The 25560-nt window shown below is 67.2% G+C and carries 28 protein-coding genes; 15 read left to right on the top strand and 13 right to left on the bottom strand.

The window, feature by feature from the left end; genetic code table 11:
• Positions 1-120: 120 nt before the first annotated feature.
• Positions 121-945 (top strand): uracil-DNA glycosylase, encoded by an 825-nt coding sequence (locus ACR9FL_RS04010; protein WP_436357261.1) that lies wholly within the window; start codon positions 121-123, stop codon positions 943-945.
• A 214-nt stretch (positions 946-1159) separates the two neighbouring features.
• Positions 1160-2743, top strand: coding sequence for a lytic transglycosylase domain-containing protein (locus tag ACR9FL_RS04005; protein ID WP_296176197.1), 1584 nt, complete (start codon positions 1160-1162; stop codon positions 2741-2743).
• A gap of 193 nt (positions 2744-2936) precedes the next feature.
• Here ACR9FL_RS04005 and ACR9FL_RS04000 read toward each other — a convergent pair whose 3' ends face one another.
• Positions 2937-3593 (bottom strand): glutathione S-transferase, encoded by a 657-nt coding sequence (locus ACR9FL_RS04000; protein WP_436357260.1) that lies wholly within the window; start codon positions 3591-3593, stop codon positions 2937-2939.
• 28 nt (positions 3594-3621) lie between these two features.
• Complete coding sequence (locus ACR9FL_RS03995; protein ID WP_296176194.1) at positions 3622-3942, bottom strand: DMT family transporter; 321 nt, start codon at positions 3940-3942, stop codon at positions 3622-3624.
• Positions 3943-4257: 315 nt separating this feature from the next.
• On the opposite strand from ACR9FL_RS03995, the gene purB reads away from it, so the two are divergent.
• The 4 genes from purB (at position 4258) to ACR9FL_RS03975 (ending at position 7530) form a co-directional block, all read left to right on the top strand.
• Positions 4258-5556, top strand: coding sequence for an adenylosuccinate lyase (gene purB, locus ACR9FL_RS03990; RefSeq protein WP_436357259.1), 1299 nt, complete (start codon positions 4258-4260; stop codon positions 5554-5556).
• 4 nt (positions 5557-5560) lie between these two features.
• Positions 5561-6292: a 2OG-Fe(II) oxygenase gene (locus ACR9FL_RS03985; RefSeq protein ID WP_297933065.1), complete on the top strand. Its 732-nt coding sequence runs from the start codon at positions 5561-5563 to the stop codon at positions 6290-6292.
• On the top strand, positions 6289-6783 hold the full coding sequence (locus ACR9FL_RS03980; RefSeq protein ID WP_436357258.1) for a DNA-deoxyinosine glycosylase: 495 nt from the start codon (positions 6289-6291) through the stop codon (positions 6781-6783). The genes ACR9FL_RS03985 and ACR9FL_RS03980 overlap by 4 nt, the downstream gene beginning before the upstream one ends.
• 114 nt (positions 6784-6897) lie before the next feature.
• A complete protein-coding gene (locus ACR9FL_RS03975; protein ID WP_436357256.1) occupies positions 6898-7530 on the top strand; it encodes a fasciclin domain-containing protein in 633 nt (210 codons plus the stop codon).
• Between the two features lie 76 nt (positions 7531-7606).
• Here the strand turns inward: ACR9FL_RS03975 and ACR9FL_RS03970 are convergent, their stop codons facing one another.
• The 3 genes from ACR9FL_RS03970 to ACR9FL_RS03960 form a co-directional block, all read right to left on the bottom strand.
• Complete coding sequence (locus tag ACR9FL_RS03970; protein ID WP_436357254.1) at positions 7607-8086, bottom strand: hypothetical protein; 480 nt, start codon at positions 8084-8086, stop codon at positions 7607-7609.
• Positions 8087-8170: 84 nt separating this feature from the next.
• A complete protein-coding gene (locus tag ACR9FL_RS03965) occupies positions 8171-8962 on the bottom strand; it encodes a sterol desaturase family protein (RefSeq protein ID WP_436357253.1) in 792 nt (263 codons plus the stop codon).
• A gap of 21 nt (positions 8963-8983) precedes the next feature.
• Complete coding sequence (locus ACR9FL_RS03960; RefSeq protein ID WP_296176184.1) at positions 8984-9307, bottom strand: DUF1476 domain-containing protein; 324 nt, start codon at positions 9305-9307, stop codon at positions 8984-8986.
• Between the two features lie 263 nt (positions 9308-9570).
• On the opposite strand from ACR9FL_RS03960, the gene purC reads away from it, so the two are divergent.
• From purC to ACR9FL_RS03940, 4 genes are all read left to right on the top strand, one after another.
• Complete coding sequence (gene purC, locus ACR9FL_RS03955) at positions 9571-10329, top strand: phosphoribosylaminoimidazolesuccinocarboxamide synthase (protein WP_436357252.1); 759 nt, start codon at positions 9571-9573, stop codon at positions 10327-10329.
• A complete protein-coding gene (gene purS / locus ACR9FL_RS03950) occupies positions 10329-10568 on the top strand; it encodes a phosphoribosylformylglycinamidine synthase subunit PurS (protein WP_436357250.1) in 240 nt (79 codons plus the stop codon). The genes purC and purS overlap by 1 nt, the downstream gene beginning before the upstream one ends.
• Before the next feature lie 116 nt (positions 10569-10684).
• On the top strand, positions 10685-11908 hold the full coding sequence (gene mnmA, locus ACR9FL_RS03945) for a tRNA 2-thiouridine(34) synthase MnmA (RefSeq protein ID WP_436357248.1): 1224 nt from the start codon (positions 10685-10687) through the stop codon (positions 11906-11908).
• 64 nt (positions 11909-11972) lie between these two features.
• Positions 11973-12491, top strand: a complete 519-nt coding sequence (locus ACR9FL_RS03940) for a hemerythrin domain-containing protein (RefSeq protein ID WP_436357247.1) — start codon at positions 11973-11975, stop codon at positions 12489-12491.
• A 33-nt stretch (positions 12492-12524) separates the two neighbouring features.
• Here ACR9FL_RS03940 and ACR9FL_RS03935 read toward each other — a convergent pair whose 3' ends face one another.
• The 3 genes from ACR9FL_RS03935 to ACR9FL_RS03925 form a co-directional block, all read right to left on the bottom strand.
• Positions 12525-14354, bottom strand: coding sequence for a sensor domain-containing diguanylate cyclase (locus tag ACR9FL_RS03935; protein WP_436357246.1), 1830 nt, complete (start codon positions 14352-14354; stop codon positions 12525-12527).
• A gap of 74 nt (positions 14355-14428) precedes the next feature.
• Positions 14429-14884, bottom strand: a complete 456-nt coding sequence (locus tag ACR9FL_RS03930; RefSeq protein WP_436357245.1) for a MarR family winged helix-turn-helix transcriptional regulator — start codon at positions 14882-14884, stop codon at positions 14429-14431.
• Between the two features lie 15 nt (positions 14885-14899).
• Complete coding sequence (locus ACR9FL_RS03925) at positions 14900-16207, bottom strand: S41 family peptidase (RefSeq protein WP_436357243.1); 1308 nt, start codon at positions 16205-16207, stop codon at positions 14900-14902.
• A 407-nt stretch (positions 16208-16614) separates the two neighbouring features.
• Here ACR9FL_RS03925 and ACR9FL_RS03920 point away from each other — a divergent pair, with 407 nt between their 5' ends.
• Entirely contained in the window at positions 16615-17139 is a 525-nt protein-coding gene (locus ACR9FL_RS03920) for a hypothetical protein (RefSeq protein WP_436357242.1), read from the top strand.
• 394 nt (positions 17140-17533) lie between these two features.
• Here ACR9FL_RS03920 and ACR9FL_RS03915 read toward each other — a convergent pair whose 3' ends face one another.
• Positions 17534-18025 carry a winged helix-turn-helix transcriptional regulator gene (locus ACR9FL_RS03915; protein ID WP_436357241.1) on the bottom strand — a complete coding sequence of 164 codons (492 nt, stop codon included), beginning with the start codon at positions 18023-18025 and terminating at the stop codon, positions 17534-17536.
• Positions 18026-18202: 177 nt separating this feature from the next.
• Here ACR9FL_RS03915 and ACR9FL_RS03910 point away from each other — a divergent pair, with 177 nt between their 5' ends.
• Positions 18203-19030 (top strand): acyl-CoA thioesterase, encoded by an 828-nt coding sequence (locus tag ACR9FL_RS03910; RefSeq protein ID WP_296176579.1) that lies wholly within the window; start codon positions 18203-18205, stop codon positions 19028-19030.
• On the opposite strand, the gene ACR9FL_RS03905 is transcribed toward ACR9FL_RS03910, so the two are convergent.
• Positions 19027-19842 carry an IPTL-CTERM sorting domain-containing protein gene (locus tag ACR9FL_RS03905; RefSeq protein WP_436357240.1) on the bottom strand — a complete coding sequence of 272 codons (816 nt, stop codon included), beginning with the start codon at positions 19840-19842 and terminating at the stop codon, positions 19027-19029. The genes ACR9FL_RS03910 and ACR9FL_RS03905 overlap by 4 nt on opposite strands.
• 181 nt (positions 19843-20023) lie before the next feature.
• Between ACR9FL_RS03905 and ACR9FL_RS03900 the strand changes: the two genes are divergently transcribed.
• The 3 genes from ACR9FL_RS03900 (at position 20024) to ACR9FL_RS03890 (ending at position 22343) form a co-directional block, all read left to right on the top strand.
• The gene (locus tag ACR9FL_RS03900) at positions 20024-21214 is read left to right on the top strand and encodes a thiolase family protein (protein WP_436357239.1); all 1191 of its coding nucleotides are present in this window, start codon (positions 20024-20026) and stop codon (positions 21212-21214) included.
• 50 nt (positions 21215-21264) lie between these two features.
• Positions 21265-21786, top strand: coding sequence for a serine protease inhibitor ecotin (gene eco, locus ACR9FL_RS03895; protein WP_296176572.1), 522 nt, complete (start codon positions 21265-21267; stop codon positions 21784-21786).
• Between the two features lie 224 nt (positions 21787-22010).
• Positions 22011-22343: a VOC family protein gene (locus tag ACR9FL_RS03890; protein WP_436357238.1), complete on the top strand. Its 333-nt coding sequence runs from the start codon at positions 22011-22013 to the stop codon at positions 22341-22343.
• 24 nt (positions 22344-22367) lie between these two features.
• Here the strand turns inward: ACR9FL_RS03890 and ACR9FL_RS03885 are convergent, their stop codons facing one another.
• The 3 genes from ACR9FL_RS03885 to thiE all read right to left on the bottom strand — a co-directional run bounded on the left by ACR9FL_RS03885 (position 22368) and on the right by thiE (position 25538).
• Positions 22368-22781: a hypothetical protein gene (locus ACR9FL_RS03885; RefSeq protein ID WP_436357237.1), complete on the bottom strand. Its 414-nt coding sequence runs from the start codon at positions 22779-22781 to the stop codon at positions 22368-22370.
• A gap of 356 nt (positions 22782-23137) precedes the next feature.
• Positions 23138-24814, bottom strand: coding sequence for an ATP-binding protein (locus ACR9FL_RS03880; RefSeq protein ID WP_436357236.1), 1677 nt, complete (start codon positions 24812-24814; stop codon positions 23138-23140).
• Between the two features lie 64 nt (positions 24815-24878).
• Positions 24879-25538, bottom strand: coding sequence for a thiamine phosphate synthase (gene thiE, locus ACR9FL_RS03875; RefSeq protein WP_436357235.1), 660 nt, complete (start codon positions 25536-25538; stop codon positions 24879-24881).
• Between the last annotated feature and the right edge of the window lie 22 nt (positions 25539-25560).

Genomic DNA, 25560 nt, shown 5'->3' with positions numbered 1-25560 from the left:
TGATCGCGCCGCCTTCGATCGCTTGCTCAGCCATCTTCCCCTGAATCCTCGTTATCGTCGTGGTTATCCGTCTTATCGTGAGGTGACGCAGCGGCGGTCAAGGCTTATCCCTGTCACGGAATGACGCCTCAGCCCCTCGACACCGCCGCAACCGAAGCCCTGCTCGCCTTCTGGCGCGATGCGGGGGTGGACGCCTGCTATCTGAGCGAGCCGGTCGACCGCACGGTCTTCGTCGCCCCGCCCGCGCCGCAGGTGATGCAAAAGGCCGCGGCCAGCGTGACGGCCCTGCATGGGGGCCAGCACGGGGGAATGTCCAGCGCGGACGCGGTCGCCGAAGCGCGCCACCTGGCCGCCGCCGCGACCTCAACGGACGATCTGGCCCAGGCCGTCGCCGCCTTCGAGGGCTGCCCCCTGCGGGCCATGGGGGCCAAGCAGGCGGTGTTCGCGCGCGGCAACCCCAAGGGCTCGATCCTGCTGATCGGCGAGGCGCCGGGCGAGACCGAGGACCTGCGCGGCGAGCCCTTCGTCGGACAGGCCGGGCAACTGCTGGACCGGATGCTGGCGGCGGCGGGGCTGGCCGATCAGGTCTTCATGACCAACACTGTCTTCTGGAAGCCGCCCGGAAACCGCTCGCCCTCGCATCAGGAGCAGGCGGCCTGCGCCCCCTTCGTCGAGCGCGCCTTCGCCCTGATGCAGCCCAAGGCCGTGCTTCTGGTCGGGGCGGCGGCGGCGAAATCGGTGCTGAACACCGAGGACGGCCTGATGAAGATTCGCGGCCAGTGGCGCGAATGGAGCCTGTCCGACGGCGGGGGTTCGGCCCCCGTCATGACCACCTTGCACCCCGCCTTCCTGCTGCGTCAGCCGCAGGCCAAGCGGGTCGCCTGGGCCGACATCCTGTCGCTGGCGGCGCGTCTAGATACGGCCCAGGTTGAGCCGAACGCCTGACTAGGGCATGGTTAGCGGCTGACGACCAGTCCACAGAGCGCTGACAATCCCGACGTCGAGAAGGGAGCGGCGCCGACGAAGGGGGCCGCCGCGTATGTACCTTTTCCGCCGCGCGACCCTCGCGCCTCTGCTCGTCGCTGCGCTCTGCGCCACGATTGCGCCCGCAGCCCTTGCCGCCGACAGCGGAGCCGGTGACGACGGCGGAACGGTCTATTTGGCGAACGACTCCGATCGAACGCCCACCGCCCTGAGCAGTTCCGATCGGCTCAGCTACACCACCGCCTTCGACGCCCTGCGGCGCGGCGATCTGGAGCTGGCGCGCAGTTCGGCCCGACAGGCCCAGGACCGCATCCTGCTGGGTCAGGTCGAGTTCGAGCGCCTGTTCCACCCCACCCACGTCGCCACCTATGACGAACTGGCGGCCTGGCTGGAGACCTATTCCGACCTGCCGATGGCCCAGCGTGTCTATACCCTGGCCATGCGCCGCATCCCCGACGGCGCGCCCGAACCGAAGCGTCCCGGCAATCTGCTGGAACGCACCTGGGCCAGCGTAACGGGCGCCAGCGGGAGCGGCGGCGTCACCGATCCGGCCAAGGCCGCCCGCGTGGCCCTGAACAACGACGACCTTCCAGGCGCCTATCGCACCGGCGCCGAGATGGGCGACTGGTGGAGCGCGGGGCTCGCCGCCTGGCGGATGAACGAGTTTTCCGACGCGTTCCGCGCCTTCGAGCGCGTGGCCCAGGACCCGACCGAAGACCCCTGGGTCCGCGCCGGCGCCGCCTTCTGGACCGCCCGCGCCGCCGGCCGCTCGGGCCGTCAGGATCGCGTGACCGAATATCTGCGCCTGTGCGCGCGCTGGCCCGCCACCTTCTACGGCCAAGTCGCCCTGCGCCAGTTGGGCGAAGAACCGGTCATCGAGAACATGGGCCCGCGCGCCTATAGCGCCTCGGTTCAGCGCGCCAACTTCACGCCCGAACCGACCGGCGTCGATGCGCGTGAACTGAACGCCTTCATCCGCGCCGACGAAACCGCCCGCCGCACGGTCGCTCTTTATGAAGTCGGTCGCCGCAACGAGGCCGAGGAAGCCGCCCGCACCGGGATGCGCAGCGCCGACGGCGACGCCGCCCGCCGCCTGTGGGCCGGCCTCTATCGCACGGTCGCCCCGAACCGCGCGGCCCATGCCGAGGCCAGCCGCATCGACGCCACGCGCTATCCCATGCCCGACCTTCAACCCGAGGGCGGCTTCACCATCGAGAAGGCGCTGGTTTACGCCATCGCGCGCAAGGAAACCGACTTCAACGCCAACGCCCGCTCCGGCGCCGGGGCCTATGGCATGATGCAGGTCATGCCGGCGACCGCCGCCTATATGACCGGGGACCAGGGCTATGTGCGCAGTCCCGAGCGGCTCTATGTCCCGGCCACCAACCTGAAGCTGGGCCAGGACTATGTGAACCGGCTATTCCAGATCGAGTCCTTCCAGGGCGATCTGCTGAAGGCCGTGGCCTCCTACAACGCCGGGCCGGGACCGATGCTGGCGGCGGGACGCAAGCTGGGGCCGGACGCCGACCCCCTGCTGCTGATCGAGACCATCGACGTGCCCCAGGCCCGCGAATATGTGGAAAAGGTCGTGGCGGCCTACTGGATCTATCAACGGATGCTGGGCGCGCCGTTGAACACCCTGGACGCCGTGGCTTCGGGCGCCAAGGTCGTGCCGATCCGCCTGGACTATGTGGCGCCGCCCGCCGCGCCCGCGCCGATGCAGGTGGCCGAGGCCACTACCGGCGGCGGCTCGCGCTAGAAGCCGATCAGATCAGGCTGGACAGCAGCATGGCCCAGACAAAGGCGAAGGCCAGGGCGGCCAGGAAATAGCCGCGCGCGACCTTGCTCCAGTCGGTGTTTCTGCTGATCGTCCGCATGACCCGTCCCCCACGGCCCGCCGCCGTGAGGACAGATTGTAACATCACTCGTTAATCGCCGGTTTTCGGCTAGGCTTAAGCGGCGTTAGCCAGGGCCAGGGTTTCCCACTCCACGAAATCCGGCTGAGCCAGCAGGGCTTCGACATAGGCGCGGGCCACGCCGTCCGCATCGCCGCGCGCCGTCAGGTCGATCTGATAGTGCCGCACCCGCGCCGCGACCGGGGTGAAGAAGGCGTCGGCGATCGACCACCGTCCGAACAGCCAGGGGCCGCCCGCGCCGAAACGACCGCGCATCTGACGCCACAACTCGATCAGCCGCGCCAGGTCACGGTCCAGCGCCGGATCGGACGGCGTCTCGGATCGCGCCTCTCCAACCATCGGATGATCCGGCCCGGTCCCGCACAGGGTCCGCAAGGTCTGAAAACCGGAATGCATCTCGGCCGTCGCGGAACGGGCCAGGGCCCGCGCGGTCGGATCATCCGGCCACAGATGCGCCTCGGGATAGTGTTCGACCGCCCATTCGCTGATCGACAGGGTGTCCCAGATGGTTTCCCCCTCGACCTTGAGCAGAGGCACGAACCCGGACGGCGACAGGCGGTGAAGCTCGGCCTTCTGCTCCGGGGTGCGATAGAAGACCTCGCGGGTCGTGAACTCGGCCCCCGCCCGCTTCAACACCAGCCAGGGCCGCAAGGACCAGGTGGAATAGAGACGCGGTCCGATGATCAGTTCCATGGCGAGGCTCCCGAGGCTTGCGCCGTCATCAATGGCTGGACGAGAGCTTCAGCACAACCAGGCCCGAAATGATCAGGATGGCGCCGCCAATGCGCATGGGGGTGATGGGCTCCCCCAGAACGGCGATGCCGACGACAAAGGCCCCTACCGCGCCGATGCCGGTCCAGATCACATAAGCGGTGCCCAGCGGCAGGGTTTTCATCGAGATCGACAGCAGGCCGAAGCTGATAATCATGAAGACGATGGTGCCGATCGTCTGCCACGGCTTCGAAAACCCGTCCGACGCCTTCATCAGGAAGGCCCAGACGATCTCGAACAGACCGGCGAGAAGAAGGAAAATCCAGGCCATGACAGTGCTCCCTTACATGGCGAGCCGGGTCGTCCCAGCGGTCATGCCCAGAATAAGGGAGAGGTCGTCCTCTGACGCCGCCTATTTGGGACAAGCGAACGAGAAGTCAAGCCTGCGCTCTCCTCCCCACTCGTGGGGAGGGGGACCGCGTAGCGGTGGAGGGGGCGACGCAAACCTCAGCCGTCGAGCCGCCCCCTCCGTCACGTCGGCTTTGCCGCCATGCCACCTCCCCATCGCTCCGCGACAGGGAGGAAAGAAGCAAGATCGCCCGGCAAACCTTGACTCACAGGCCCTCTCGAACGACACGACCGGTCCATGATCACGCGCTATACCCGCCCCGAAGCCGTCGCCATCTGGTCGCAAGAGACCAAGTACAGGATCTGGTTCGAGATCGAGGCCCACGCCGCCACCAAGATGGCCGAGCTGGGCGTGATCCCCAAGGAATCGGCCGAGGCCATCTGGGCCAAGGGCAAGGACGTCGTCTTCGACGCCGACCGCATCGACGAGATCGAGCGCACCACCAAGCACGACGTCATCGCCTTCCTGACCCATGTGTCGGAAATCGTCGGCGAGGAAGCCCGCTTCCTGCACCAGGGCATGACGTCTTCGGACGTGCTGGACACCTGTTTCGCGGTGCAGCTGGCCCGCTCGACCGACCTGCTGCTGGGCGGCGTCGACCGTGTTCTGGCCGCGCTGGAAGTGCGCGCCAAGGAACACAAATACACCCCGACCGTCGGCCGCTCGCACGGCATCCACGCCGAGCCGGTGACCTTCGGACTGAAGCTGGCCGGCTATCACGCCGAGTTCCAGCGCGCCAAGCGCCGCCTGGTCACGGCGCGCGAGGAGATCGCCACCTGCGCCATCTCGGGCGCCGTCGGCACCTTCGCCAACGTCGATCCGGCCGTTGAACAATACGTCGCCGACCAGATGGGCCTGGCTGTCGAGCCGGTCTCGACCCAGGTCATCCCGCGCGACCGTCACGCCGCCTACTTCGCCGCCCTGGGCGTCGTCGCCTCGTCGATCGAGCGCCTGGCTGTCGAGATCCGCCACCTGCAGCGCACCGAAGTCCTCGAAGCCGAGGAGTTCTTCGACAAGGGCCAGAAAGGCTCGTCGGCCATGCCGCACAAGCGCAACCCGATCCTGACCGAGAACCTGACCGGTCTGGCCCGTCTGGTTCGCTCGGCCGTGACCCCGGCGATGGAGAACGTCGCCCTGTGGCACGAGCGGGACATCAGCCACTCCTCGGTCGAGCGCGGCATCGGCCCTGACGCCACGGTCCACCTGGACTTCGCCCTGCACCGTCTGGCGGGCGTGATCGAGCGCCTGAACGTCTATCCCGAGAACATGCAGAAGAACATCGACCGCCTGGGCGGCCTGGTGCACTCGCAACGGGTCATGCTGGCGCTGACCCAGGCCGGCGTGTCGCGTGAAGACGCCTATGCCGCGGTTCAGGAGAACGCCATGAAGGTCTGGCGCGGCGAAGGCGCCTTCCTCGACTTCCTCAAGGCCGACGCCCGCGTGACCCTGCCCCAAGACCAGTTGGAAGCCCTGTTCGACCTCGGCTACCACACCAAGAACGTCGACGTGGTGTTCAAGCGCGTCTTCGGAAGCTGACGCCATGACCCAGCGCATGATCCGTCTCAACCCCCGGCTCGACCCCAGGGACTATGCGGCGGATTATGCGCGCGACGGCCTTGTTCAGGTGCCGGACCTGCTGGAGGCGGAAAGCGCCGAGTGGCTGGAACTGGCGCTGGAGCACGACACGCCCTGGCACCTGTCGCTCAAGACGGCCGAGGGCGGGCGCATGGTCTCGCCCGAGGAGATGAACGCCATGGGCCGCGAGGCCCTGGGGTCCCATATCCAGAGCGCCTTGGCCGAGGGACAGAAGGGCTTTTCCTTTGTCTATCTGACCTATCCGATCATTCAGGCCTTCCTGAACGGACGCGATCCGGGCCACGCGACCCATGTCCTGCTGCAGTTCTTCAACGACGCGCCGTTCATGAACTTCGCCCGGACGGTGACGGGCGAAGCTCAAGCCACCAAGATCGACGCCCAGGCCACCTGGTATCGCCCCGGCGACTTCCTGACCCAGCACGACGACACCGGCGAGGGCGAACGCCGCGCCGCCTATACCCTGGGCCTGGCTCGCGACTGGCGACCGGACTGGGGCGGCCAGCTTCTGTTCCATGACGAGGGCGGCGACATCACGCGCGGCTTCAAGCCCGGCTTCAATGTCTGGACGGTGTTCAAGACGCCACGGATGCATTCCGTGGCCCCCGTCGCCGCCTATGCCGGCGGCCGCCGTCGCTCTGTCACCGGCTGGCTGCGCGACGATCCGCCGATCAAGTGAGCAAGGCCAAATCCGCTTTAGCCCCGATCGCGGATGACCGCACCTGCGTCCTGATCCTGGGCAGCCTGCCCGGGGACGCCTCGCTGAAGGCGGCCCAGTACTACGCCCATCCGCGCAACGCCTTCTGGCCCCTGATCGGCGGCCTGCTGGGCGAGGGCCTGCCCGCCCTGCCCTATGAAGCCCGCCTGGAGCGTCTGAAGGCGCGCGGCGTCGGTCTGTGGGACGTGATCGCCTCGGCCGAGCGATCCGGCAGTCTGGACGCCGCCATCCGCTCGCCCGAGGCCGCCGATCTGCACGGCCTGGCGTCGGGTCTGCCCCATCTGCGCGCCGTGGCCTTCAATGGCGGCCTGGCGGCCAAGCTGGGGCGCCGCATCCTGGCGGATCTGGACGGCGTCGCCCTGATCGACCTGCCTTCCTCCAGCCCGGCGCACGCCCGCCCCCTGGACGAGAAGCGCCAGGCTTGGTTCGCCCTGTCGCCCTTTCTCGGCTGACGCCCTCGCGGCCGATCACGCGCCGCGCCGGAAAATTTGAACCATTTACCCTGCTCGCCCGTAGTTCTCCCCGACCCCGCCGCCCCTTCGAGCGGCCGTCGATGGAGAGACGCCATGAAAATGATCCGTACCGCCAGCCTTGCCACTGTATCCGCGGCCGCCCTGCTGGCCCTGGCCGCCTGCGGCAATAACGAGACCAAGGTCGAGAAGGCGCCGACCGACGCCATGCCCGCCGATTCCGCCGCCATGGCCCCTGTCAGCACCGAGCCCATGGTGGGCGGCGTGGCCATGAACCCCGCCGACAACATCGTCGCCAACGCCTCCAAGGCGCCGAACCTGACCACCCTGGTCGCCGCAGTTCAGGCCGCCGGTCTGGCCACCACCCTGCAAGGCGCCGGCCCCTTCACCGTCTTCGCGCCCGACAACGCCGCCTTCGAGAAGATCCCGGCCGCCACGCGGACCAGTCTGATGGAGCCCGCCCAGAAGGCGGCCCTGACCAAGATCCTGACCTATCACGTCGTGCCCGGCCGCCTGACCGCGGCAGACATCGCCGCCGAAGCCCAGAAGGGCGGCGGCACGGCCAGCCTGACCACGGTTCAGGGCGAGAAGCTGACGATCAGGGACGCCGGCGGCGGCCGCTGGACCATTACCGACGCCAAGGGCGGAACCTCGACCATCACCCAGGCCGACGTCGGCCAGTCGAACGGCGTGGTCCACGTCATCGACACGGTGCTGATGCCGAAATAGCGGCGCCCGCATCGCGCAAACAAAAGGGCCGCTGCCGGAGAACGACAGCGGCCCTATTTTCTGTCCGATCCGAAGATCAGGCCGCCGTCGCGCGGAACCGTCGCGAGGCGAAGACGCCGCCGCCGATCAGCAGGAGCCCGGTCAGACCCCACAGCGTCCATTCGCTCATCGTCGGCACGGCGGTCGGGGCGGCGTTGACGGTGTGCGGTGCAGCGACGGCCAAAGCCCCCAAACAGGGACCGGGCGTGGTGACAACACCTTGAAGCGTCCGCACGCCCGTATCGGTCAGTTGATTTGTCACGCAACTGACCGCGCCCCCGGCGACGGTCGCATTACACAAAGTCTTGCTGGCCCCGCCGGTCACGTCTCTGAACTCGACATTGGTGCCTGAACACGCGCCGAAATTGCTCGAACTAAGCGTCACGGACTGGCCCGCCACGGACGGACTTGGGGCCACGGTGATGCTGGCGACGCCCGCCTGTGCAGCGCTTGCGCTCATGACCATGGCCAGAGCAGCGCCCGCAGCCCAACCTGCGGCGATCTTGTTGATCGGCATTGATTCCCCCCTTCAGAAACTTCAGCAGCGTTATTTCAAATTAGCACCACCAACCAGCGCTATCTTCAGGATCGCTGAAAAGCCTCAGGGGTGTAGGGGATCGACCAGAAGCGCCGCCAGCTTCGGCGCGCCCTCAGCCCCCTCCACGCCCAGGGCCATCCCCGCCCGCTCCGCCGCGGGACGTCGGCGATAGGTGCCGAACAGGCGGTCCCAGATCGACAGGACCATGCCGAAATTGCTATTGCCCTCGTCCATCCGCACCGAATGGTGCACCCGGTGCATCCCCGGCGTCACGACCACCAGCCGCAGCGCCCGATCAATAGGCTCAGGCAGACGAACATCGGCGTGGGTCACGAACTGCCACAGGGTGGTGATCAGCCCATAGGCCAGGATCACCAGTAGCGGGACGCCGAGGATGGCGAAGATCATCAGTTGCAGAGCGGCGCTGACCAAGGCTTCGACCGGATGGTGCCGCACGCCTGTCGAGGCGTCCATCACGACGTCGGAATGATGCGCCCGGTGCAGCCGCCACAGCCAGGGCGCGCCGTGGAACAGGGCATGGGTCAGATAGGCCAGCAGGTCGATCAGCAGGAAGGAGATCAGGACCAGCAGCCAGGCCGGCAAGCCCAGGCCGGTCAGCGGCGGAAAGTGCAGCGCGCCCTGCACCCAGGCCGCGCCCTTGAGGATCAGGGGCGAGGCCATGAAGACTGCGCCGAAGCCCATCAGGAACAGGGCGGCGTTGGCGAACCAGCGCCGCGCACGATGACGCCGGTCACCGCTTAGCGGAAACAGGGTCTCCACGCCCGCCAGGGCGACAAACGCCAGGGCGGTGAGCAGAAGTTGCCAATGTGTGGATTGAACGAGAAGCTCGATCACGGAGGCTTCCCGTTCGAAGGCTTACTCGCCGGCGCGAATCTGTTCGCGGGCGATCGAGGCCAGTTCGTCCATCTTGGAGCGCAGTTCGCCCTCGGACACCGTCAATCCCGAAGCCTTGAAGTCGCCGGCGATCTTGCGGAAGACGTCTTCCTCGCCCGGCTGCTCGAAGTCAGCGCGGACCACGGCGGCGGCGTACTGCTCGGCGCTCTCGGCCGACAGCTCCATCTTCTCGGCCGCCCACAGGCCCAGCATCTTGTTGCGACGCGCGATGGCCTTGAACTCTTGTTCCTGATCGAGGGCGTATTTGGACTCGTAGCCCTTTTCCCGATCGTCAAAGGTCGTCATGCGCGTCGTCACTCCAGTGGCGGACAGAATTGGCGTCCGCATCGCCGTCTATACCCCCCTTCCATCCGAACGCAACCAGACTTGCGGTCGCGGTCCTGACGCTAGGTTACAGGAGGATATTTGTGTCACAGACGCCCTTCGGTTAAAGGGCGTCCGGTCTTATATAGCCGCCATCGATTCAGGACCGCGCCGCCCACAGATCGCCGGGCTGCGCGTTTTTCGTTTTGAGGCCGTCCGTTTCCTTCCCCTCCGGGACCCGATTGATGAACACCAAGCGCAAGAAGATCTACGAGGGCAAGGCCAAGATCCTTTACGAGGGTCCCGAGCCGGGCACCTTGGTCCAGTATTTCAAGGACGACGCCACCGCCTTCAACGCCCAGAAAAAGGCGACGCTGGAAGGCAAGGGCGTCATCAACAACCGCATCAGCGAGTTCATCATGTCGCGCCTGAACGGCATCGGCGTGACCAACCACTTCATCAAGCGCCTGAACCTGCGCGAGCAACTGATCCGCGAAGTCGAGATCATTCCGCTGGAAGTCGTCTGCCGCAACGTCGTCGCCGGCTCGCTGGCGACGCGCCTGGGTCAGGAAGAGGGCACCGCCCTGCCCCGTTCGATCATCGAATTCTACTACAAGAAGGATGAGTTGAACGACCCGATGGTGACGGAAGAGCACATCACGGCCTTCAACTGGGCCACGACCCAGGAGCTGGACGACATCCTGGCCATGACCGTGCGCGTCAACGACTACCTGTGCGGCATGTTCGGCGCCGTCGGCATCACCCTGGTCGATTTCAAGATCGAGTTCGGCCGCGTATGGGAAAACGACTTCGCCCGCGTCATCCTGGCCGACGAGATCAGCCCCGATAGCTGCCGTCTGTGGGACAGCGCCACCGGCGAGAAGCTGGACAAGGACCGCTTCCGTCGTGACATGGGCGACGTGATCGAAAGCTACACCGAGGTGGCCCGCCGCCTCGGCATCATGAAGGACATGCCGACCGTGATCCAAGGAGGACTGCACTAATGGCCAAGGTGAAAGTTCACGTCTTCCTGAAGCCCGGCGTCCTGGACGTTCAGGGCAAGGCCGTCGAAGGCGCCCTGCAGGGTCTGGGCTGGGGCGGCGTCGCCAACGCCCGCGTCGGCAAGATGATCGAGTTCGACCTCGACGACAGCGTGTCCGACAAGGAAGCCGAGGTGAAGCGCATGTGCGACACCCTGCTGGCCAATACGGTCATCGAAAGCTACCGGATCGAAGTCGCCTGAGGCGGGGACGCATCTGACGAACAGGGCCGCTCGCAAGGGCGGCCTTTTTTGTTGCCTGGACAGTCAGCACAACCGATTTCAGCCCACGCCTCGAAATCGACCGCGAGGGCCTCTATATGGCGGCGATGACCCTGGCTGATGACATCTGTCCCGTTCCGACCATCGCCCCCATGTCCGGCGCCGCCGAAATGGACGCCGCGATCGAGAGCGCGCGACAGGCCGTCGGCCTGCCGCTTGGGGCGCGCGTGGTCGCGGCCATGTCCGGCGGGGTGGATTCCACCGTCGTCGCCGCCCTGCTGGCCAAGGCCGGCTATGACGTGGTCGGCGTCACGCTGCAGCTCTACGACCACGGCGCCGCGCTCAAGAAGAAGGGCGCCTGCTGCGCCGGTCAGGACATCCACGACGCCCGTCTGGCCGCCGAACTGATCGGCATTCCGCACTATGTCCTGGACTACGAAAGCCGCTTCAAGGACGCGGTGATCGACCAGTTCGCGGACAGTTATCTGAAGGGCCAAACCCCGGTCCCCTGCATCCGCTGCAATCAGACGGTCAAGTTCCGCGACCTGCTGGACGTGGCCCGCGACCTGGGCGCCGAAGCCATGGCCACCGGCCACTATGTCCGTCGCGCCGCCGTCGGCAACCGCTCGCAGATGCGCAAGGCGATCGACCACTCGCGCGACCAGTCCTACTTCCTGTTCGCCACGACCCAGGATCAGCTCGACTATCTGCGCTTCCCCCTGGCCGATCTGGAAAAGCCCCAGGTGCGCGGCGTCGCCGCCGCCCTCGGCCTGCGCATCGCCGCCAAGCCCGACAGCCAGGACATCTGCTTCGTGCCGTCCGGCGACTACCGCACCCTCATCGACCGCCTGCGTCCGCAAGGCCGTGAAGCGGGCGAGATCGTCCACATGGACGGCCGTGTCCTGGGCCAGCACGGCGGCATCACCGACTACACCATCGGCCAGCGCCGGGGCCTGAACGTCGCCGTGGGCGAGCCCCTGTTCGTCACCAAACTGGACCCCGACAACCGCCGCGTCATCGTCGGCCCGCGCGAGGCCCTGCTGACCGCCAGCCTGACGCTGGAGGAAACCAACTGGCTGGGCGATCAGGCCACGATCGAGGAAGCCGCCCGCGACGGCGCCCCCGTCCTGGCCCGCGTCCGCTCGACCCGCCAGCCCTCGCCCGCGCGCCTCTTCCTGAGCGACGACAATGTCATTTCCGTCGTCTTCGAGCAGGGCGAGGAAGGCGTCGCTCCGGGCCAGGCCTGCGCCCTCTACGACCCCGCCGACCCCGACCGGGTCCTCGGCGGCGGCTTCATCCAGAGCACCGCCGCTGTCGTCTGAACCGCATAACGACGGGGCAAACGACCCGCACGCGCTGAGCGTCCGCGCCTGCCTGCCTGACGATATGCTGTATCTGCGCGCCGCCTTCCCGCGTGAGCGCTGGACCGAGCCCTTGCCCGAAACCGCCGCCTTCTGGCTGGACATGCACGCCGGCTTTCGAGCCCAGCAGGTTCAGATGGCCGAGGCCGCTGCGCGCTGGCGTTCGGGCGGCCTCGACCCGCGCGGCCTGCACGCCGCCCTGCTGCCAACGCTGCAAGCCTTCCTCCAGCACCTGGACGGCCACCACCGGGTCGAGAGCGGTCACTACTTTCCGCACTTCCGCCTGATCGAACCGCGCATCCAGACCGGCCTCGACCTGCTGGACCGCGACCACGACGCCATCCACGCCCATCTGGACGCCCTCTATCATTCCGCCGTCGCCTTCCATCAGGCTGTCGCCGGTCAGTCCGCCGACGCGTCCGACCACGCGCACCGCCTGACCGATGTGCTGGACCGCGCCGCCCCCGGCCTGATCCGCCACCTCGACGACGAGGAGGACATCGTCATCCCCCTGATGGTGCTTAAAGGCGATCCTACCGGTTAACCCCGACCAGAGCGCGGCGAACAGATCGCTGGCTCAGGCCGCTTCCTCCACATGCAGGACAGCCCGGTTGCGGCCCTCCTTCTTGGCGCGATAGAGGGCCGCGTCAGCCGCCTGCAAGGCGGCGCTGCCCTCGCGGTCCATGCCCGGTCGCCAACAGGCGACGCCGAAGGACATGCTGGTGCTGCCCAGCGGCTGGTTGCGCAGGCGCAGCGAGATGCCGGCGATGGCCTGACGCACCGTTTCGATCCTCTGCAGCAGGGCTTCCGGGGTCGTTCCCGGCGCGATGATGGTGAACTCCTCGCCGCCATAGCGGCAGACGATGTCGCCGTCGCGGAAGCGATGCCCCAGTTCGGCGGCCACGGCCTGCAGCACCAGGTCGCCCGCGTCATGGCCGAACTCGTCGTTGAAGCGCTTGAAGTGGTCGACGTCGCACATGACCACGCACAGGGGCGCCCCCGACCGGGCGGATCGCGCCACCTCCAGCGCCAGGGCCTCTTCCATGTAGCGGCGGTTGAACAGGCCCGTCAGCGGATCGCGGATCGTCTGTTCCTTCAGATCGCGCTGCAGCTGGTGATTGACCATGGCCGAGGCGATGTTCTCGACCAGGACATTGATGCGGAAGCCGCTCTCGGTATCCAGAACCCCGTCCAGATGCAGGACGCCGATGACCTCTCCCGACGCCAGCAGGGGCTCGCAATGATAGGCATGGCCCTTGTCCCCGACGTGGTCACAGACGATGTCGTCGCCCGCCTCGCTGACGAAATGGCTCTGGCCGCGACGCAGGGCCCAGCACTGGTCCGGCGCGAAGGCGTCGCCGTCGCCCTCATGATCGCCCCAGCTGGAAATGGGGATCAGCAGATTGCGCGAGTTGTTGTAAGCGTAGAGCGCCCCCGGCAGGCCCGGCAGGACGCGCGGCACGAAGGCCTGGATGACCTGGGCCAGTTCAGCCTCGGTGCGGGCCGCCTGCATCCGGTGGGCCATGCCTCCCAGCAGCTCGATCACCTCGCCGCGTTCACGCAACACCTGGCTGCTGGACAGAAGTTCGTCGTGGACCTGCTTCAGCTCGCGCTCGCTGCGCTTCTGATCGGTGGAGGCGGCGGCCAGCCGATCCGCCATCTGGTTGTAGCCCTGAGCCAGCCGATTGAACTCACGCGAGCCCATGCGCTCGGTGATGCGTTGATCCAGATCGCCCCCGCCCAGGCTGGTCATGGCGCGGGTGATGACCCGCACGGGCTGGCGGATGCCGCGAATGACCATGACGGACACCGACAGCGAGAACAGGGCGATCAGGGGGCCGCCGATCAGGGCCAGCCACTTGCCCCATTCCAGGCGGCGCTCGGCCGCCTCGATCCGCTCGCCCTGCAGCTTGCGCTCCTCGCTGAGGAAGTCCTGCGAGGCCAGCAGGACAGCGCTCATGGAATCAAAGCCGCGCCCGCCGACGATGGCGGCCTCGGCCTCGTCGAAACGACCCTGGCGCGCCAACTCCAGCGGCTGTCGCATCAGTTCTGTGCGTTCCGACAGCAGACTGCCAAACGCCTGAACGCGCGCCTTCTGGGCGGGGTCGTCCTTGGTCAGCTCCACCAGCTCGGAAAAGCCCTGCAGCGAGTCCGCCACCCGTCGATCAAAGGACTGGGCGTAGCCGGGGTTCTGGGTCAGGACATAGCCGCGCTGGCCGGACTCCGCGTCGCGCAGCCCCGCCATGGTCTCTTCCATGGCTTCGATCACCTGGGCGGAATGGGTCACCCAGCGGAAGCTCTCGCGACTCTGCCGCGAGGCGTCAACGAGGGAGGCCACCAGGGCCAGCAAAGCGATCACCACCAGGGCGCCGACAGCGGCGATCCTGGACGTCAGGGACAGGAACATGGCCCAAAGGTTAACGCTGGATGGTTGACGGAAACTGAATGCCGGCGCCGCCTGCGTCAGGCCGTCGCGGTCGTTCAGACATCCATACGGTCGACTAGGGGCCGGGCCCGGAGCGACTGGATGGCCCGCTTGATCCCGTCGAACACGGGGCCGGCGTCCTGTTCCATCTCGCCGTAGGCCCTCTCGAACTCCCCATCCAGGCTGTCGAGCAGGGCTAACTGTTCACGCCCCTTGTCCGTGATCGCGATCAGGATCGCGCGCTGATCCTGGGGATCGGGCTGGCGCGTCACCAGTTCCAGCGCCACCAGCTTGGGAATTTTCTGCTGGATCAACTGGTGCGAGCGGCCCAGCGCCCGCACCAGATCCGCGACCGAGACCGGCCCCAGCATGGCGATCGCCGCCATCAAGGACGACGACTTGACCGGAATGATCAGACCGGCCCGCTTGAACACCTCGGTCGACTGCTGCTCGATCAGTTCGCTCAGCTGCTCGCTGAGACGCCCCAGATAGGTGCGGTTCAACTCGATCATTCGCCCGACAGCTCCTCAATCCAGGCGACTATAGACGCTCGTCTCGCCAGACTTCTCAACGCGCTCCAGCCCCGTCACGGCGCCGTTCGCACGCACCAGCCGGAAGCGGTAGTCATCCGATCCCTGAACTGCAAACAGATCCTTGCCGATCGGATCAAGCGCGAGAACGAAGCGACCGCGCCAGTGATAGGCGAGGCCCGTCGGGGTGCGGACCAGGCTTCGCCCCTCATAGGCGCCGGCCGCCTCGTCCAGGTCCTTGGCGCTCGGGCTCTGACCGGTCATGGCGAACTCCACCGGAACCAGGGCCCATGCGGCGTCTGCGTCTCCGGCGGTCGCCCGGCTCTGCAACAGGAATTTCTGCGCCGCCAGCAGGGCGTCGGAGGCCGGAACGGCCAGATCAGGCGTCACGCCGACGCCCTCGAAATCCTGCCCCTTGATCGGGTCCCGGATCTGGCCGATCGGCACCTGCATCATGAAGCGATCATCGACCGGCACGCGCGTGACCGGATGGGCGCCGCCGGCGGTCTGTTCGCCGATCACGGTCGCACGGCCGAGCCGCTGCAGCGAAAAGGCCATCCACTCGGCCGCCGAGAAGGACGTCGATCCGGTCAGGACCACGACCGGAACATCGCCCGACCGCTGACCCGGCACGGCGGCCAGGCTCCATTGCCCCCGCGCCACCCTTTTGCCGTCCTCGTTGTAGTTGTAGTCGAAGAATTCCTGTTCCTTGCCCGCCGGATACAGGTAGCTCATCAACAGTTGCGCCATCTCCAGCACGCCGCCGTTGTTGTAGCGCAGGTCGAAGATGATCCCCTTGGCGCCTTCAGCGAACCGCATGGCCCCCGTCGCCGTATCCTGGGCGTACTGGGGGTCGGCGAAGAAGTCGAAACGGATGTAGGCCAGCCCGCCCTCCAGCCGCCGCGCATCGCGAAAACCGAAGTTGTCCGCGCGTTCGACGTCGCGCCGCGCCTGGGTCGTCATGTCGCCGCTCGCCTTGGCCTGACGGTTGGCGACGACCTCTTCGGGGTCAAAGGCCACCGAGAAATGCAGGTCCTCGCTCGCCTTGACCAGACCCTGGGACAGGTTGCCCGCGAACTGGTCGGCGTCGATCGGCCCGGCCTGAACCCGCCGATTCAGCTCGGCCGAGATGGCGGGTATGCGATCCTGGAAGACGTAGTTTCGCTGCAGCGCCGTCTCCAGACGAGAGACGACCTCTCGCTGCGCGCGCTGATCCAGACTCTTGGCGTCCGCCCCCTGGGCGAAGGCCGATCCCGGCGCCAGGACGGCGATCGCCAGCAGGGAGATGAAGGTCCGAGAAAACATCGCCGCTCCTATTTATACAACATATTGTGCAATATGTTGTATAAATAGGCGTGTCAAATTCGCTGACGTGCGTTTCGCGGGGAATTGACGGGTGCAGTCCGGTTGCGGATCGGACGCTAACGTCGCGAAACGATCCGTAGTGGATGTTGGTGTGCGCTTTCGCTTTCGTCATCCTCCGGCGAGCGCAGCGAGACCGGGGGATCCAGCGGCGCGCGAGAGCGCGAACCTGTCGCGCAGACGATGGTCGAACATCTCTCGTGAACAGATCGCCTTCGGCACCGCTGGTTCCCCCGGTCTGCGCCGCCAAGAGGCGGCTTGCCGGAGGATGACGAAAGGGAAAAAACGCCGCTCTAGGGATTTCCGTTTTCGACCCATCTCGGACATTGGCATGAGTGCCTTGCCGTGGAATGTTCGAAGCCATGCTTGAACTCGACGATAGCCGCTGGTCTGAACTCACTCACGCTTACGGGGCGGCATCGGACATTCCCGATCTTCTCCACGCATTGGCGAAACGGCCAGAGCAGCAAGGTCCAAACGACGAGCCGTGGTTTACGCTTTGGTCGAGCCTTTGCCATCAAGGCGACGTCTACACCGCGTCATACGCAGCGATCCCGCATGTCGTAGAAATCGCGCTATCGCAAGCGAACCCGATTGATTTCGGCTTCTTGCTCCTTCCGGCGTCGGTTGATGTGGCTCGGACAAATGGTCGAGGGCCAGAGGTGCCGGACTTTCTCCTTCCCGCCTATGACTTGGCCATCTCTCGCTTGCCGGACTGCGTGCTCGCTCATCGCGGCGAGAGTTGGAGCCAAAACATGACTATCGCCGCTATGGCCGCCATGGCTGTGTCGAAAAGTCATCATGCGCTCGCGGAGGCGGTCATGAACCTTGATGAGGATTGGATTTCCAAGATCAACAACGGCGAATGGGACTGATCATACGGTCCGCAAACCACCCTTAAGCGAACTTCGCTTCACGACCCGTAGCGGACTTAACGGTCGCGGCTTTTTAGTGCGGCTGATCCATACCGTCGAATAAGCTCGAAAACGATCAAACCAGCACCGCTGCCGCTCATGTGAAGAGCCAGGAACTGCCAGACGACTCGTTCGCACCCCTCAGGTGGACAGGTGCTGAAGACGATTAGTGGAGCGGCAATGAGCATCGCTGTGCTGATGAGCATGCCAGTGCAACCAAGCCCCTCGAAGTAACGAAGTCTTTTGATCTGCTTTTCGTCAGGGCTCATCGCGTGATTTTGCAAATGGAATGGCCGCTACGCAATAGTCCGCTCCCCACCCTTAGCGGCCCCTCCCCAGGTCCGCCTTCAGCCCCCTAGGCCGCCTCATCCTTCGGTAGGACATCCCCCACCGTCGGGCGGTTCTCGGCCCAGGTCAGTTCGATGTCGCGGGGTTTGACGATCTCGTTGCAATGGCCGCAGGCGATGCGGGGCTTGAGGTCATGGCCGCAGGACTTGTGCACCATGGCGATGCCGCTGTCGGCCTCGCCATAGACGTGCTTCTCGCCCCAGGCGTGCAGGGTGACCAGGACGCCGTACAGGTCCTTTCCCTTGGCGGTCAGGACATATTCGTTGCGCGGCGGACGTTCGGAATAGAGCTGCGGCTCCAGAACCCCGTGCTGCACAAGCGACTTCAGCCGCGCGGCCAGGACGTTGCGGGCCACGCCCAGCCGGTCCTGCCACTGCTCGAACCGGCGCACCCCGTTGAAGGCGTCGCGGATGACCAGCAGGGTCCACGGGTCGCCGATCACCTCCAGCGTGGCGGCGATCGAGCAGCTCTGGCGGCTATAGTCGGCGGTGCGTCCCATAGGTTGAAAGTGACCCCGCGTCAGGCTTTTGACAAGTGGGTTGCCAATCGGGACCCAGTTTGTCAGTTTCTTTTGGCAACGAACATGCGGCTCCCCGGTCGCGGTTTTTGCGTTCCTCGACTCGCGGGCGGCGACGCATCAGTCTCCGCCCGCCTCTTTCGCCTGTTGCGTGAACCGATGACCGACCTGCTGCACGACGCCCTGACCCTGACGCCCGGCGACGAGGGCCTGGCCGCCCACCTGTCCGGCGATTTCTCCAACGGCCCCATCGCCGCCCCGCCCGAGGCCGGCTTTCCCTTCGGCGGTCTGCTGGCGGCCCTGTGCGCCGGCGCCATGCGTCAGGGGCTGGGCATCAAGGCGCCCTTGCGCAGCCTCAGCGTCCAGTATCTGGCCGCCGCCAGATACGGCCAGCCCATCCATTTCCGCCCGCGCCTGCTGCGCGGCGGCCGCAACGTCGCCTATGCCGTGGTCGAGGGCGGGCAAGGGTCGCGCCTGACCCATCACGCCAGCGCCACCTATGGCGCCGACGGCGACACGGCCCAGCCGCTCAGCCCCCTGCTGGCCCCGCCGCCGTCGCTGGACAGCCTGAAGGATGCGCCGGGCATCAGCGGCCCCCTGTCCCCGCGCTTCTCGCAGCACGTCGACTACCGCTTCGACGGCGGGCCCAACATCCTGGGCGGCAATGAAGGCAAGCCCGTCGTCGAGCGGGTGTGGATGCGGACCCGGGACGGCGCGCCGCTGGACGAGCTGCGGATGGCCTATCTGCTGGACGCCCTCTATCCGCCCGCCTGGACCGCCTTCACCGCCCCGCCGATGATGACCAGCGTCGATCTGCGCTACGACTTCCTGGCCGACCCGACGCCCGAGACCGCGCCCGACGGCTGGGCCTTCTTCGAGTATCGGCTGCTGGATCACGGCCTCGGCTGGTCGGTGGACGAGGCCGTCGCCTGGGGCGCGGACGGCCGCCCGCTGGCCCTGGCCCGCCAGCGGCGCAAGCTGCTCTAGGCGGCGCGACGACGTTGCACGAACAGGGCGCCGAAACCGGCCAGCACGACGGCCATCAGGATCATGGCCCATTCGGTCAGCGTCGGCACCGGCTCGGCGTAGATGTAGCTGCTGCTGGGCGAAGCCAGGCTGGCGCCGCCCAGGGCGGAGATCGACACCGTGCGCGGCCCCTTGGCCGCCGCCGGGGTAATGACCGTGATCTGCGTGGGGCTGTCGACCGTGAAACCGGCCGGGACGCCGCCGAAGGTCACCGAGGTCACGCCGTTGAAGTTGGTTCCGGTAATGACCACGCTCTCCCCGCCTTCCAGCGGACCCGACGACGGCGAAAGGCTGGCGATGACCGGGGCGTGCGTCACGGTCAGGGTCGGGTGCTGGCCCTCGGCCATCTCGAAACTGCCGCCTGCCGGCGAAGCATAGGTCAGGGTGGTGGGCGCCAGGGCATAGGTGGTCAGCGTATTATCCGCCGTCAGATCCACCACGATCTCGCAGATGAAGGAGACCGGCTGGGTCATGCCGCTGACCGTCAGGACATTGCCCGACAACTCAACGACGGCGGCCGGGCAATAGGGCGAGGGCGTGACGTTCGTCGCCGTCAGCCCGACCGGGATCGTATAGGTAAAGGCTCCGCCGCTCATCGGCCCCGGCGCCACCTCCGAGGTGTAGATGCCGAACTTCAGTTGGGTATCGCCGCCCGGATTGACCCCCGGCGCGGCATAGGACCCGCTCATCGTCACATTCTGGGCCAGAGCCGGCGCGGCGCAGGCGAAGACGGCGGCGGCCAGAACGGCGCCCGACAGGTGATGACGAAGCATGATGACGGCCCCCTGATCCGCCCGGCCACGACCGGCGAATCGATTTTACATTGATGGTTAATAACAACGCCCGTCAACCGCCGGTCAATAAAGACCGCACGCCTGACTCTCGTTATAACTTGCGCCGTTCGACCCGGCGCCCGATCTAGCCCACCACGAGTTTCCCTTAAGGACGCCCCCCATGACCGCCGCATCCGATCCCGTCGTCATCGTCTCCTTCGCCCGCACGCCCATGGGCGGCTTCCAGGGCGCGCTGTCGCCGGTCAAGGCCACCGACCTGGGCGCCGCTGCGGTGAAGGCCGCTGTCGAGCGCGCGGGCGTGGCTCCTGAAAAAGTCGAGCAGATCTTCATGGGCTGCGTCCTGCCCGCCGGTCTGGGCCAGGCCCCGGCCCGTCAGGCCGCCATCGGCGCCGGCCTGGGCAAACACGTCGAGGCGACGACGGTGAACAAGATGTGCGGCTCGGGTCTGCAGGCGGCCATGATGGCCCATGACGCCCTGCTGGCCGGCACCGCCGAGGTCATCGTCGCCGGCGGCATGGAGTCCATGACCGGCGCCCCCTATCTGATGAACAAGCATCGCGGCGGCGCCCGCATCGGCCACGACGTCATCGTCGACAGCATGATGATGGACGGCCTCGAAGACGCCTATTCCCCCGGCAAGGCCATGGGCGTCTTCGCCGAGGACGCGGCGGCCCAGTATCAGTTCACGCGCGAGCAGATGGACGAGTACGCCATCGAGAGCCTGACCCGCGCCCAGGCCGCCATCGCCTCGGGCGCCTTCAAGGCCGAGATCGTTCCGGTCGAGGTCGCCACCCGCAAGGGCTCGGTCACGATCAGCGAGGACGAGCAGCCCGGCAAGGCCGACCCCGCCAAGATCCCCACCCTGCGCCCCGCCTTCACCAAGGACGGCGCCATCACCGCCGCCAACGCCTCTTCGATCTCCGACGGCGCCGCCGCCCTGGTCATGACCCGCGAGAGCACGGCCAAGGCCCTGGGCTTGCCCATCGTCGCCCGCGTCATCAGCCACGCCGCCCACGCCCATGAACCGGGCCTGTTCACCACCGCCCCGGTTCCCGCCATGCAGAAGGCGCTGAAGAAGGCCGGCTGGTCGGTCGAGGACGTGGACCTGTGGGAGGTCAACGAGGCCTTCGCCGTCGTCGCCATGATCGCGCAACAGGAACTGGGCATCGACCGCGCCAAGCTGAACGTCAACGGCGGCGCCACGGCGCTCGGTCACCCCATCGGCGCCTCGGGCGCCCGCATCCTGTCCACCCTGCTGGCGGCGCTTCAGGCGCGTGGCGGCAAGAAGGGCGTGGCCTCGCTCTGCATCGGCGGCGGCGAAGCTGTCGCCATGGCCGTGGAACTGGCCTGATCCATCCGCGTTTCCACGGCCAGGCCGAGCTTGGCCGTGGAGACCCTGTTTTGAAACTGACCCCCGCCCTTCTCGTCGGCGCCGCCGCGGCCCTGCCCCTGACTCTGGCCGCCTGCACCACCACCCAGGCGGAGAGCGCCGTAATCGACAGCACGGCGACGGCCCAGACCGGCGCGGCCGACGCCCTCAAGGCTTTTCCCGCCGCCGCGGCCGGCCAGACCCGCCACGTCATCACCCTGCCGGTCCAGACCGACGAAAGCGCGCTGAAGGTCGAGCTGATACTGGGCAAGACCCAGACCGTGGACTGCAACCGCCAGGTCTTCGGCGGCCGTCTGGAGACCCGCACGGCCGAGGGCTGGGGCTATGACTATTACGTCCTGCCCGCCCTGGGGAACGCCGCCAGCACCCTAATGGGATGCCCGCCCGGCTCGGAGCGCCAGGCCTTCGTGACGACGCAGGAACAGCCGCTGATCCGCTACAACTCGCGCCTGCCGGTGGTGGTCTACGCCCCCTCGGACGTCGAGGTGCGCTATCGCGTCTGGCGCGCGGGCGAGACCCAGGCGGCGCGCTGATCTCCGCCGTTCATTGAGATCAAGCGCGGGCGTCGGTCGATCTCGACCGGCGCCCGTGTCGTAGTCGGCGTGGCCTCCGCCGCATCGCGCATGAGCGCAGCCAGCGAGGCGCATCCGGCGCTCAGGACGATCATGGGACGACTCCTGCATTTGCGAACCAATTGCAGGTTTGCGCAGACTCGTCAGTCGTGCAAGCGTCCGCCTCCATTTTCTGGAGAACCGCCATGCGCGAAGACGGCAAGCTGGACTATCTCGAACTGCCCGCGACCGACATGCCGGCGCACAAGGCCTTCTACGCCGCCGCCTTCGGCTGGGTGTTCCAGGACTACGGCCCGGACTATGCGGCCTTCGCAGAGGGCCTGGACGGCGGCTTCACCACCGAGGCCATGACGCCCAAGCCCCTGCCTGTCCTCTACGCCCACGACCTGGAGGCCATGCTGGCCAAGGTTCAGGCGGCGGGCGGGGAAATCACCCATCCGATCTTCGCCTTCCCCGGCGGCCGCCGCTTCCACTTCCGCGACCCGTCCGGCAACGACCTGGCCGTCTGGTCGGAATAGAGCGAGCGACCTGGGATCGAAGGCCTACTTGGGATCAACCGATTGGGCGATCCGCTCGGCGGCGTCACGATCGGCGCCGCTGAGGCTCATCAGCCAGACGTGGATTTCATTGGGCGCCGTCGGCTGCTGGAACAGATGTTCCATGGCGATCCGGCGCGTCCCCTCCGGCACGATGACCGAGACGCGGCCCGCCGCCGTCACCTGCTCGCCGTCATAGATGGGGAACTGCGACGCCGATCCGGTATAGATCATGGCGAAGGTCTTGCCCGCCCTGCGTACCGAATAGACGCGCGCGTCCGGGGCGCCCCGTCCCTCGAATAGCTGGAAGCCGCTCGGCAGTTCGATGCGGAACGGCAGGGCGGCCACCTCAGCGGCGCCCAGCACGCCCGGCGCCAGAGGCGGCGCCGCCCTGGCCGGAGCCGGGGCCTGCGCGGGCACGGGTCTCGGATCCGGGGTCCGAGCGGTAATCACCGGCGTAGCGGCGCTCGGCGCGCGCGAAGGGGCGACAGTCGCAGGCGCGGTCGTCGCTCGGGCCGGAGCCGCCTGAATTGGCGTGGACCTGGGCGCGGCTGCCGGCCGGATCGGCGCCGCTGCCGCCGGGGCCGGGGTCGGCACGGGCGCCGCCGGACGCGTCGCAGCCGGCGGTCCGCCGTTCAACAGCCGCGTCAACTCCTCGGCGCTCTGGGCCTGGTTCGAGGATTGGGCATGAGCCGCCACGGGCGCGGCACTCAACAGGACGGAGGCGAGAAGCACGATTTTCATGCGGGAACCTTGGCCCCCGCGCCGCCTGACGGTCAAGCCGCCGCCAACTCGACCCAGAAGGTCGCCCCCTGTCCCGGTGCCGAGATCACGCCGATCTCGCCGCCCTGAAGCTCCGTCAGACGCTTGGCCAGGGCCAGACCGATGCCGTGCCCCTCGATGGCCGAACGCTCCAGCCCCAGCCGGTTGAACGGCTCGAACAACTGGGCCTGTTTTTCCAGCGTCAGGCCAGGTCCAAAGTCGATGACCTCGATCCGCACGCGATCATCCGCCCAGGCCGCCTTCAGCAGCACGCGTCCGCCGCCGGCTCCGTATTTCACCGCATTCCCGGCCAGATTGCCGATCACCTGGGCCAGACGCTGCGAATCCGCCTGCGCGATCAGAGCGTCGCCCTCGACCAGCACCTCGATGCTCAGCCCTCGGGTTTCAGACTTCAGAACCAGGGCGCGGCGCACATCTTCAAGCAGGCCCGCGACATCGGTCGGCCGCAGTTCGACCTTGACCGCTCCGGACTCGGCGCGCGCCACGTCCAGCAGGTCATGCGCCAGGGTTTCGACCTGGCGCGCCGTCTTGACCAGCATCTGGGCCATCTCGATCTGCTCGGCCGAGGTCGCGCCCAACTGGCCCCCGGCCCACAGTTCACCGATGCCGATGATGCCGCCAACCGGGCTCTTGATCTCATGAGCGACATTGGCCAGCAGCCGCGACTTGGCCGCCGAGGCCCGCTCGGCCCGTTCGCGCCCCGCCCGCGCGCGCTCGGCCAGACGATCGCGCTCCTCCAGCAGGGCCGCCACCATCAGGATCGGCATATAGCCCAGCAACACCAGCAACTGGGCCAGCAGCGCCCGATCCTCGGCGCCGAATGAATGATAGGGGCCATGCCCCGCCATGGTGCCGCCGATGGCCATGACCGTCACGAGCACCAGAGCGGACGCAATGCCCGCGACCCGGAACCGCACCGCCATCATCAGCAGCAAGGGCATCAGCAGGAAGCCAAACGGCAGGCTCAGGTGTGAAAAGATGGCGTAGCAGGCCGCGCCGATCAGCCCCAGCAGGGCGACTCCCTCGGCCAAGCGCCCCGGATGGCGCACGATGGACAGGTGACGCCGTTGCAAGGCCAGGCCAAAGGCGCCGATCACCGCAAAACCCAGGGCGTGACCGCACCACCAGATCCTCAGTCCGTCCAGAATGTCGGCGCCGACCAGGGCGTCCAACGCCACGGCGCTGATGACAGCGCCCGGCAGGGGCGCGACGGCGCATACCCCAAGGAACCGCGCCAGCCCTTCGACCGAGTTGACGCTCAGCCCTGGGACGAAGCGCCGCACCAGAACCACCGCCAGACCGATCTCCAGCAGGTTCATCGCCGTGAACAGGGCAGACAGCACCGGCCCGTTGCCGACCAGGAACTCGCCCGCCAGCACGCCCATGGTCACCAGGACTCCGAAGCCCAAGTCATAGGTCAGGCCGCGCCCGCCCCTCAACCAGACCGCCAGGGCCAGTCCGCCCGCGCCCCACAGGGCGGCGACCAGACCGTCGGTGCGCGCGAAGCTGATGGCCAGCACGACCAGAACGGTCACGCCGACCGCCGTCAGGATCGGCGCCAGGGGTTGTCGAAAGAAGGCCGCATTGGACGCAGTCACAGGCGCAGCGTCGCCCGCCGCCGCCGCGTCGAAAATGGGTTCAGGCCTGTCGAGCGCGCGGCTCATGCTCATGATCGGGTCCGATGTACGCGACTAACGCCTCATCCTGACGGACCTTCCTAAACATCCTCTGAAGTCAGAAGGCCGTCGCCAGCACCGTGTTGAAGGCCCGAACCGCGCCCGCCGGCCCCTCGGGATGGTTCCAGACGCCCGCGCTGACGGCCACAAAATCGGCCCCCGCCGCGGCCACCTGAGCCGCGTTCTCGACCGTGATGCCGCCGATGGCGACGCAGGGCGTCTCCATGGTTTCCTGCCAGATGGTCAGCTCGGTCAGCTCGGGCCGGTGCGTGGTCGCCTTGGTGTCGGTCGGGAAGAAGGCGCCGAAGGCCACATAGTCCGCCCCCGCCTCGGCCGCCTCCATCGCCAGGTGACGGCTGTCATGGCAGGTGGCGCCGATCATGGCGTCCGGCCCCATGATGCGCCGCGCCTCGGCCACCGGCGCGTCGTCCTGGCCCACATGCACCCCGTCGCAGCCCGTAGCCTTGGCCAGGTCCGGGCGATCGTTCAGGATCACCGCCACGCCATACGCCTGGGCGATGGGTGCCAACTGCGTCACCGCCGCCTTGATCTGATCGTCAGAGGCCTCTTTCAGCCGGATCTGCAGGGCCGCGACCTCGCCCGCTGACAGGGCCTGTTCCAGCAGACTGGCGAAGGCCTCCAGATCGGCGAGAACCGGCGGCGTGATCAGATACAGCTGACAGGGCGGACGGGGCGGGAGCGCAGTTTGACGGGCCATGCCCCCGCCCTGCCCGTCCCCG

This window comes from Brevundimonas sp. CEF1 (assembly GCF_051353055.1).
In the GTDB taxonomy this organism is placed as follows: Bacteria; Pseudomonadota; Alphaproteobacteria; order Caulobacterales; family Caulobacteraceae; genus Brevundimonas.
The sequence above is the reverse complement of the archived record's forward strand: the minus strand, read 5'-3'. Positions and strand labels throughout refer to the sequence as shown.

Bases quoted from the DNA above. Each gene is read 5' to 3' on its own strand.
- ACR9FL_RS04010 (WP_436357261.1), top strand. From the start codon at position 121: ATGACGCCTCAGCCCCTCGACACCGCCGCAACCGAAGCCCTGCTCGCC.
- ACR9FL_RS04000 (WP_436357260.1), bottom strand. From the start codon at position 3,593: ATGGAACTGATCATCGGACCGCGTCTCTATTCCACCTGGTCCTTGCGG.
- ACR9FL_RS03995 (WP_296176194.1), bottom strand. From the start codon at position 3,942: ATGGCCTGGATTTTCCTTCTTCTCGCCGGTCTGTTCGAGATCGTCTGG.
- purB (WP_436357259.1), top strand. From the start codon at position 4,258: ATGATCACGCGCTATACCCGCCCCGAAGCCGTCGCCATCTGGTCGCAA.
- ACR9FL_RS03985 (WP_297933065.1), top strand. From the start codon at position 5,561: ATGACCCAGCGCATGATCCGTCTCAACCCCCGGCTCGACCCCAGGGAC.
- ACR9FL_RS03975 (WP_436357256.1), top strand. From the start codon at position 6,898: ATGAAAATGATCCGTACCGCCAGCCTTGCCACTGTATCCGCGGCCGCC.
- ACR9FL_RS03970 (WP_436357254.1), bottom strand. From the start codon at position 8,086: ATGCCGATCAACAAGATCGCCGCAGGTTGGGCTGCGGGCGCTGCTCTG.
- ACR9FL_RS03960 (WP_296176184.1), bottom strand. From the start codon at position 9,307: ATGACGACCTTTGACGATCGGGAAAAGGGCTACGAGTCCAAATACGCC.
- purC (WP_436357252.1), top strand. From the start codon at position 9,571: ATGAACACCAAGCGCAAGAAGATCTACGAGGGCAAGGCCAAGATCCTT.
- purS (WP_436357250.1), top strand. From the start codon at position 10,329: ATGGCCAAGGTGAAAGTTCACGTCTTCCTGAAGCCCGGCGTCCTGGAC.
- mnmA (WP_436357248.1), top strand. From the start codon at position 10,685: ATGGCGGCGATGACCCTGGCTGATGACATCTGTCCCGTTCCGACCATC.
- ACR9FL_RS03940 (WP_436357247.1), top strand. From the start codon at position 11,973: ATGCTGTATCTGCGCGCCGCCTTCCCGCGTGAGCGCTGGACCGAGCCC.
- ACR9FL_RS03935 (WP_436357246.1), bottom strand. From the start codon at position 14,354: ATGTTCCTGTCCCTGACGTCCAGGATCGCCGCTGTCGGCGCCCTGGTG.
- ACR9FL_RS03930 (WP_436357245.1), bottom strand. From the start codon at position 14,884: ATGATCGAGTTGAACCGCACCTATCTGGGGCGTCTCAGCGAGCAGCTG.
- ACR9FL_RS03925 (WP_436357243.1), bottom strand. From the start codon at position 16,207: ATGTTTTCTCGGACCTTCATCTCCCTGCTGGCGATCGCCGTCCTGGCG.
- ACR9FL_RS03920 (WP_436357242.1), top strand. From the start codon at position 16,615: ATGTTCGAAGCCATGCTTGAACTCGACGATAGCCGCTGGTCTGAACTC.
- ACR9FL_RS03915 (WP_436357241.1), bottom strand. From the start codon at position 18,025: ATGGGACGCACCGCCGACTATAGCCGCCAGAGCTGCTCGATCGCCGCC.
- ACR9FL_RS03910 (WP_296176579.1), top strand. From the start codon at position 18,203: ATGACCGACCTGCTGCACGACGCCCTGACCCTGACGCCCGGCGACGAG.
- ACR9FL_RS03905 (WP_436357240.1), bottom strand. From the start codon at position 19,842: ATGCTTCGTCATCACCTGTCGGGCGCCGTTCTGGCCGCCGCCGTCTTC.
- ACR9FL_RS03900 (WP_436357239.1), top strand. From the start codon at position 20,024: ATGACCGCCGCATCCGATCCCGTCGTCATCGTCTCCTTCGCCCGCACG.
- ACR9FL_RS03890 (WP_436357238.1), top strand. From the start codon at position 22,011: ATGCGCGAAGACGGCAAGCTGGACTATCTCGAACTGCCCGCGACCGAC.
- ACR9FL_RS03880 (WP_436357236.1), bottom strand. From the start codon at position 24,814: ATGAGCATGAGCCGCGCGCTCGACAGGCCTGAACCCATTTTCGACGCG.
- thiE (WP_436357235.1), bottom strand. From the start codon at position 25,538: ATGGCCCGTCAAACTGCGCTCCCGCCCCGTCCGCCCTGTCAGCTGTAT.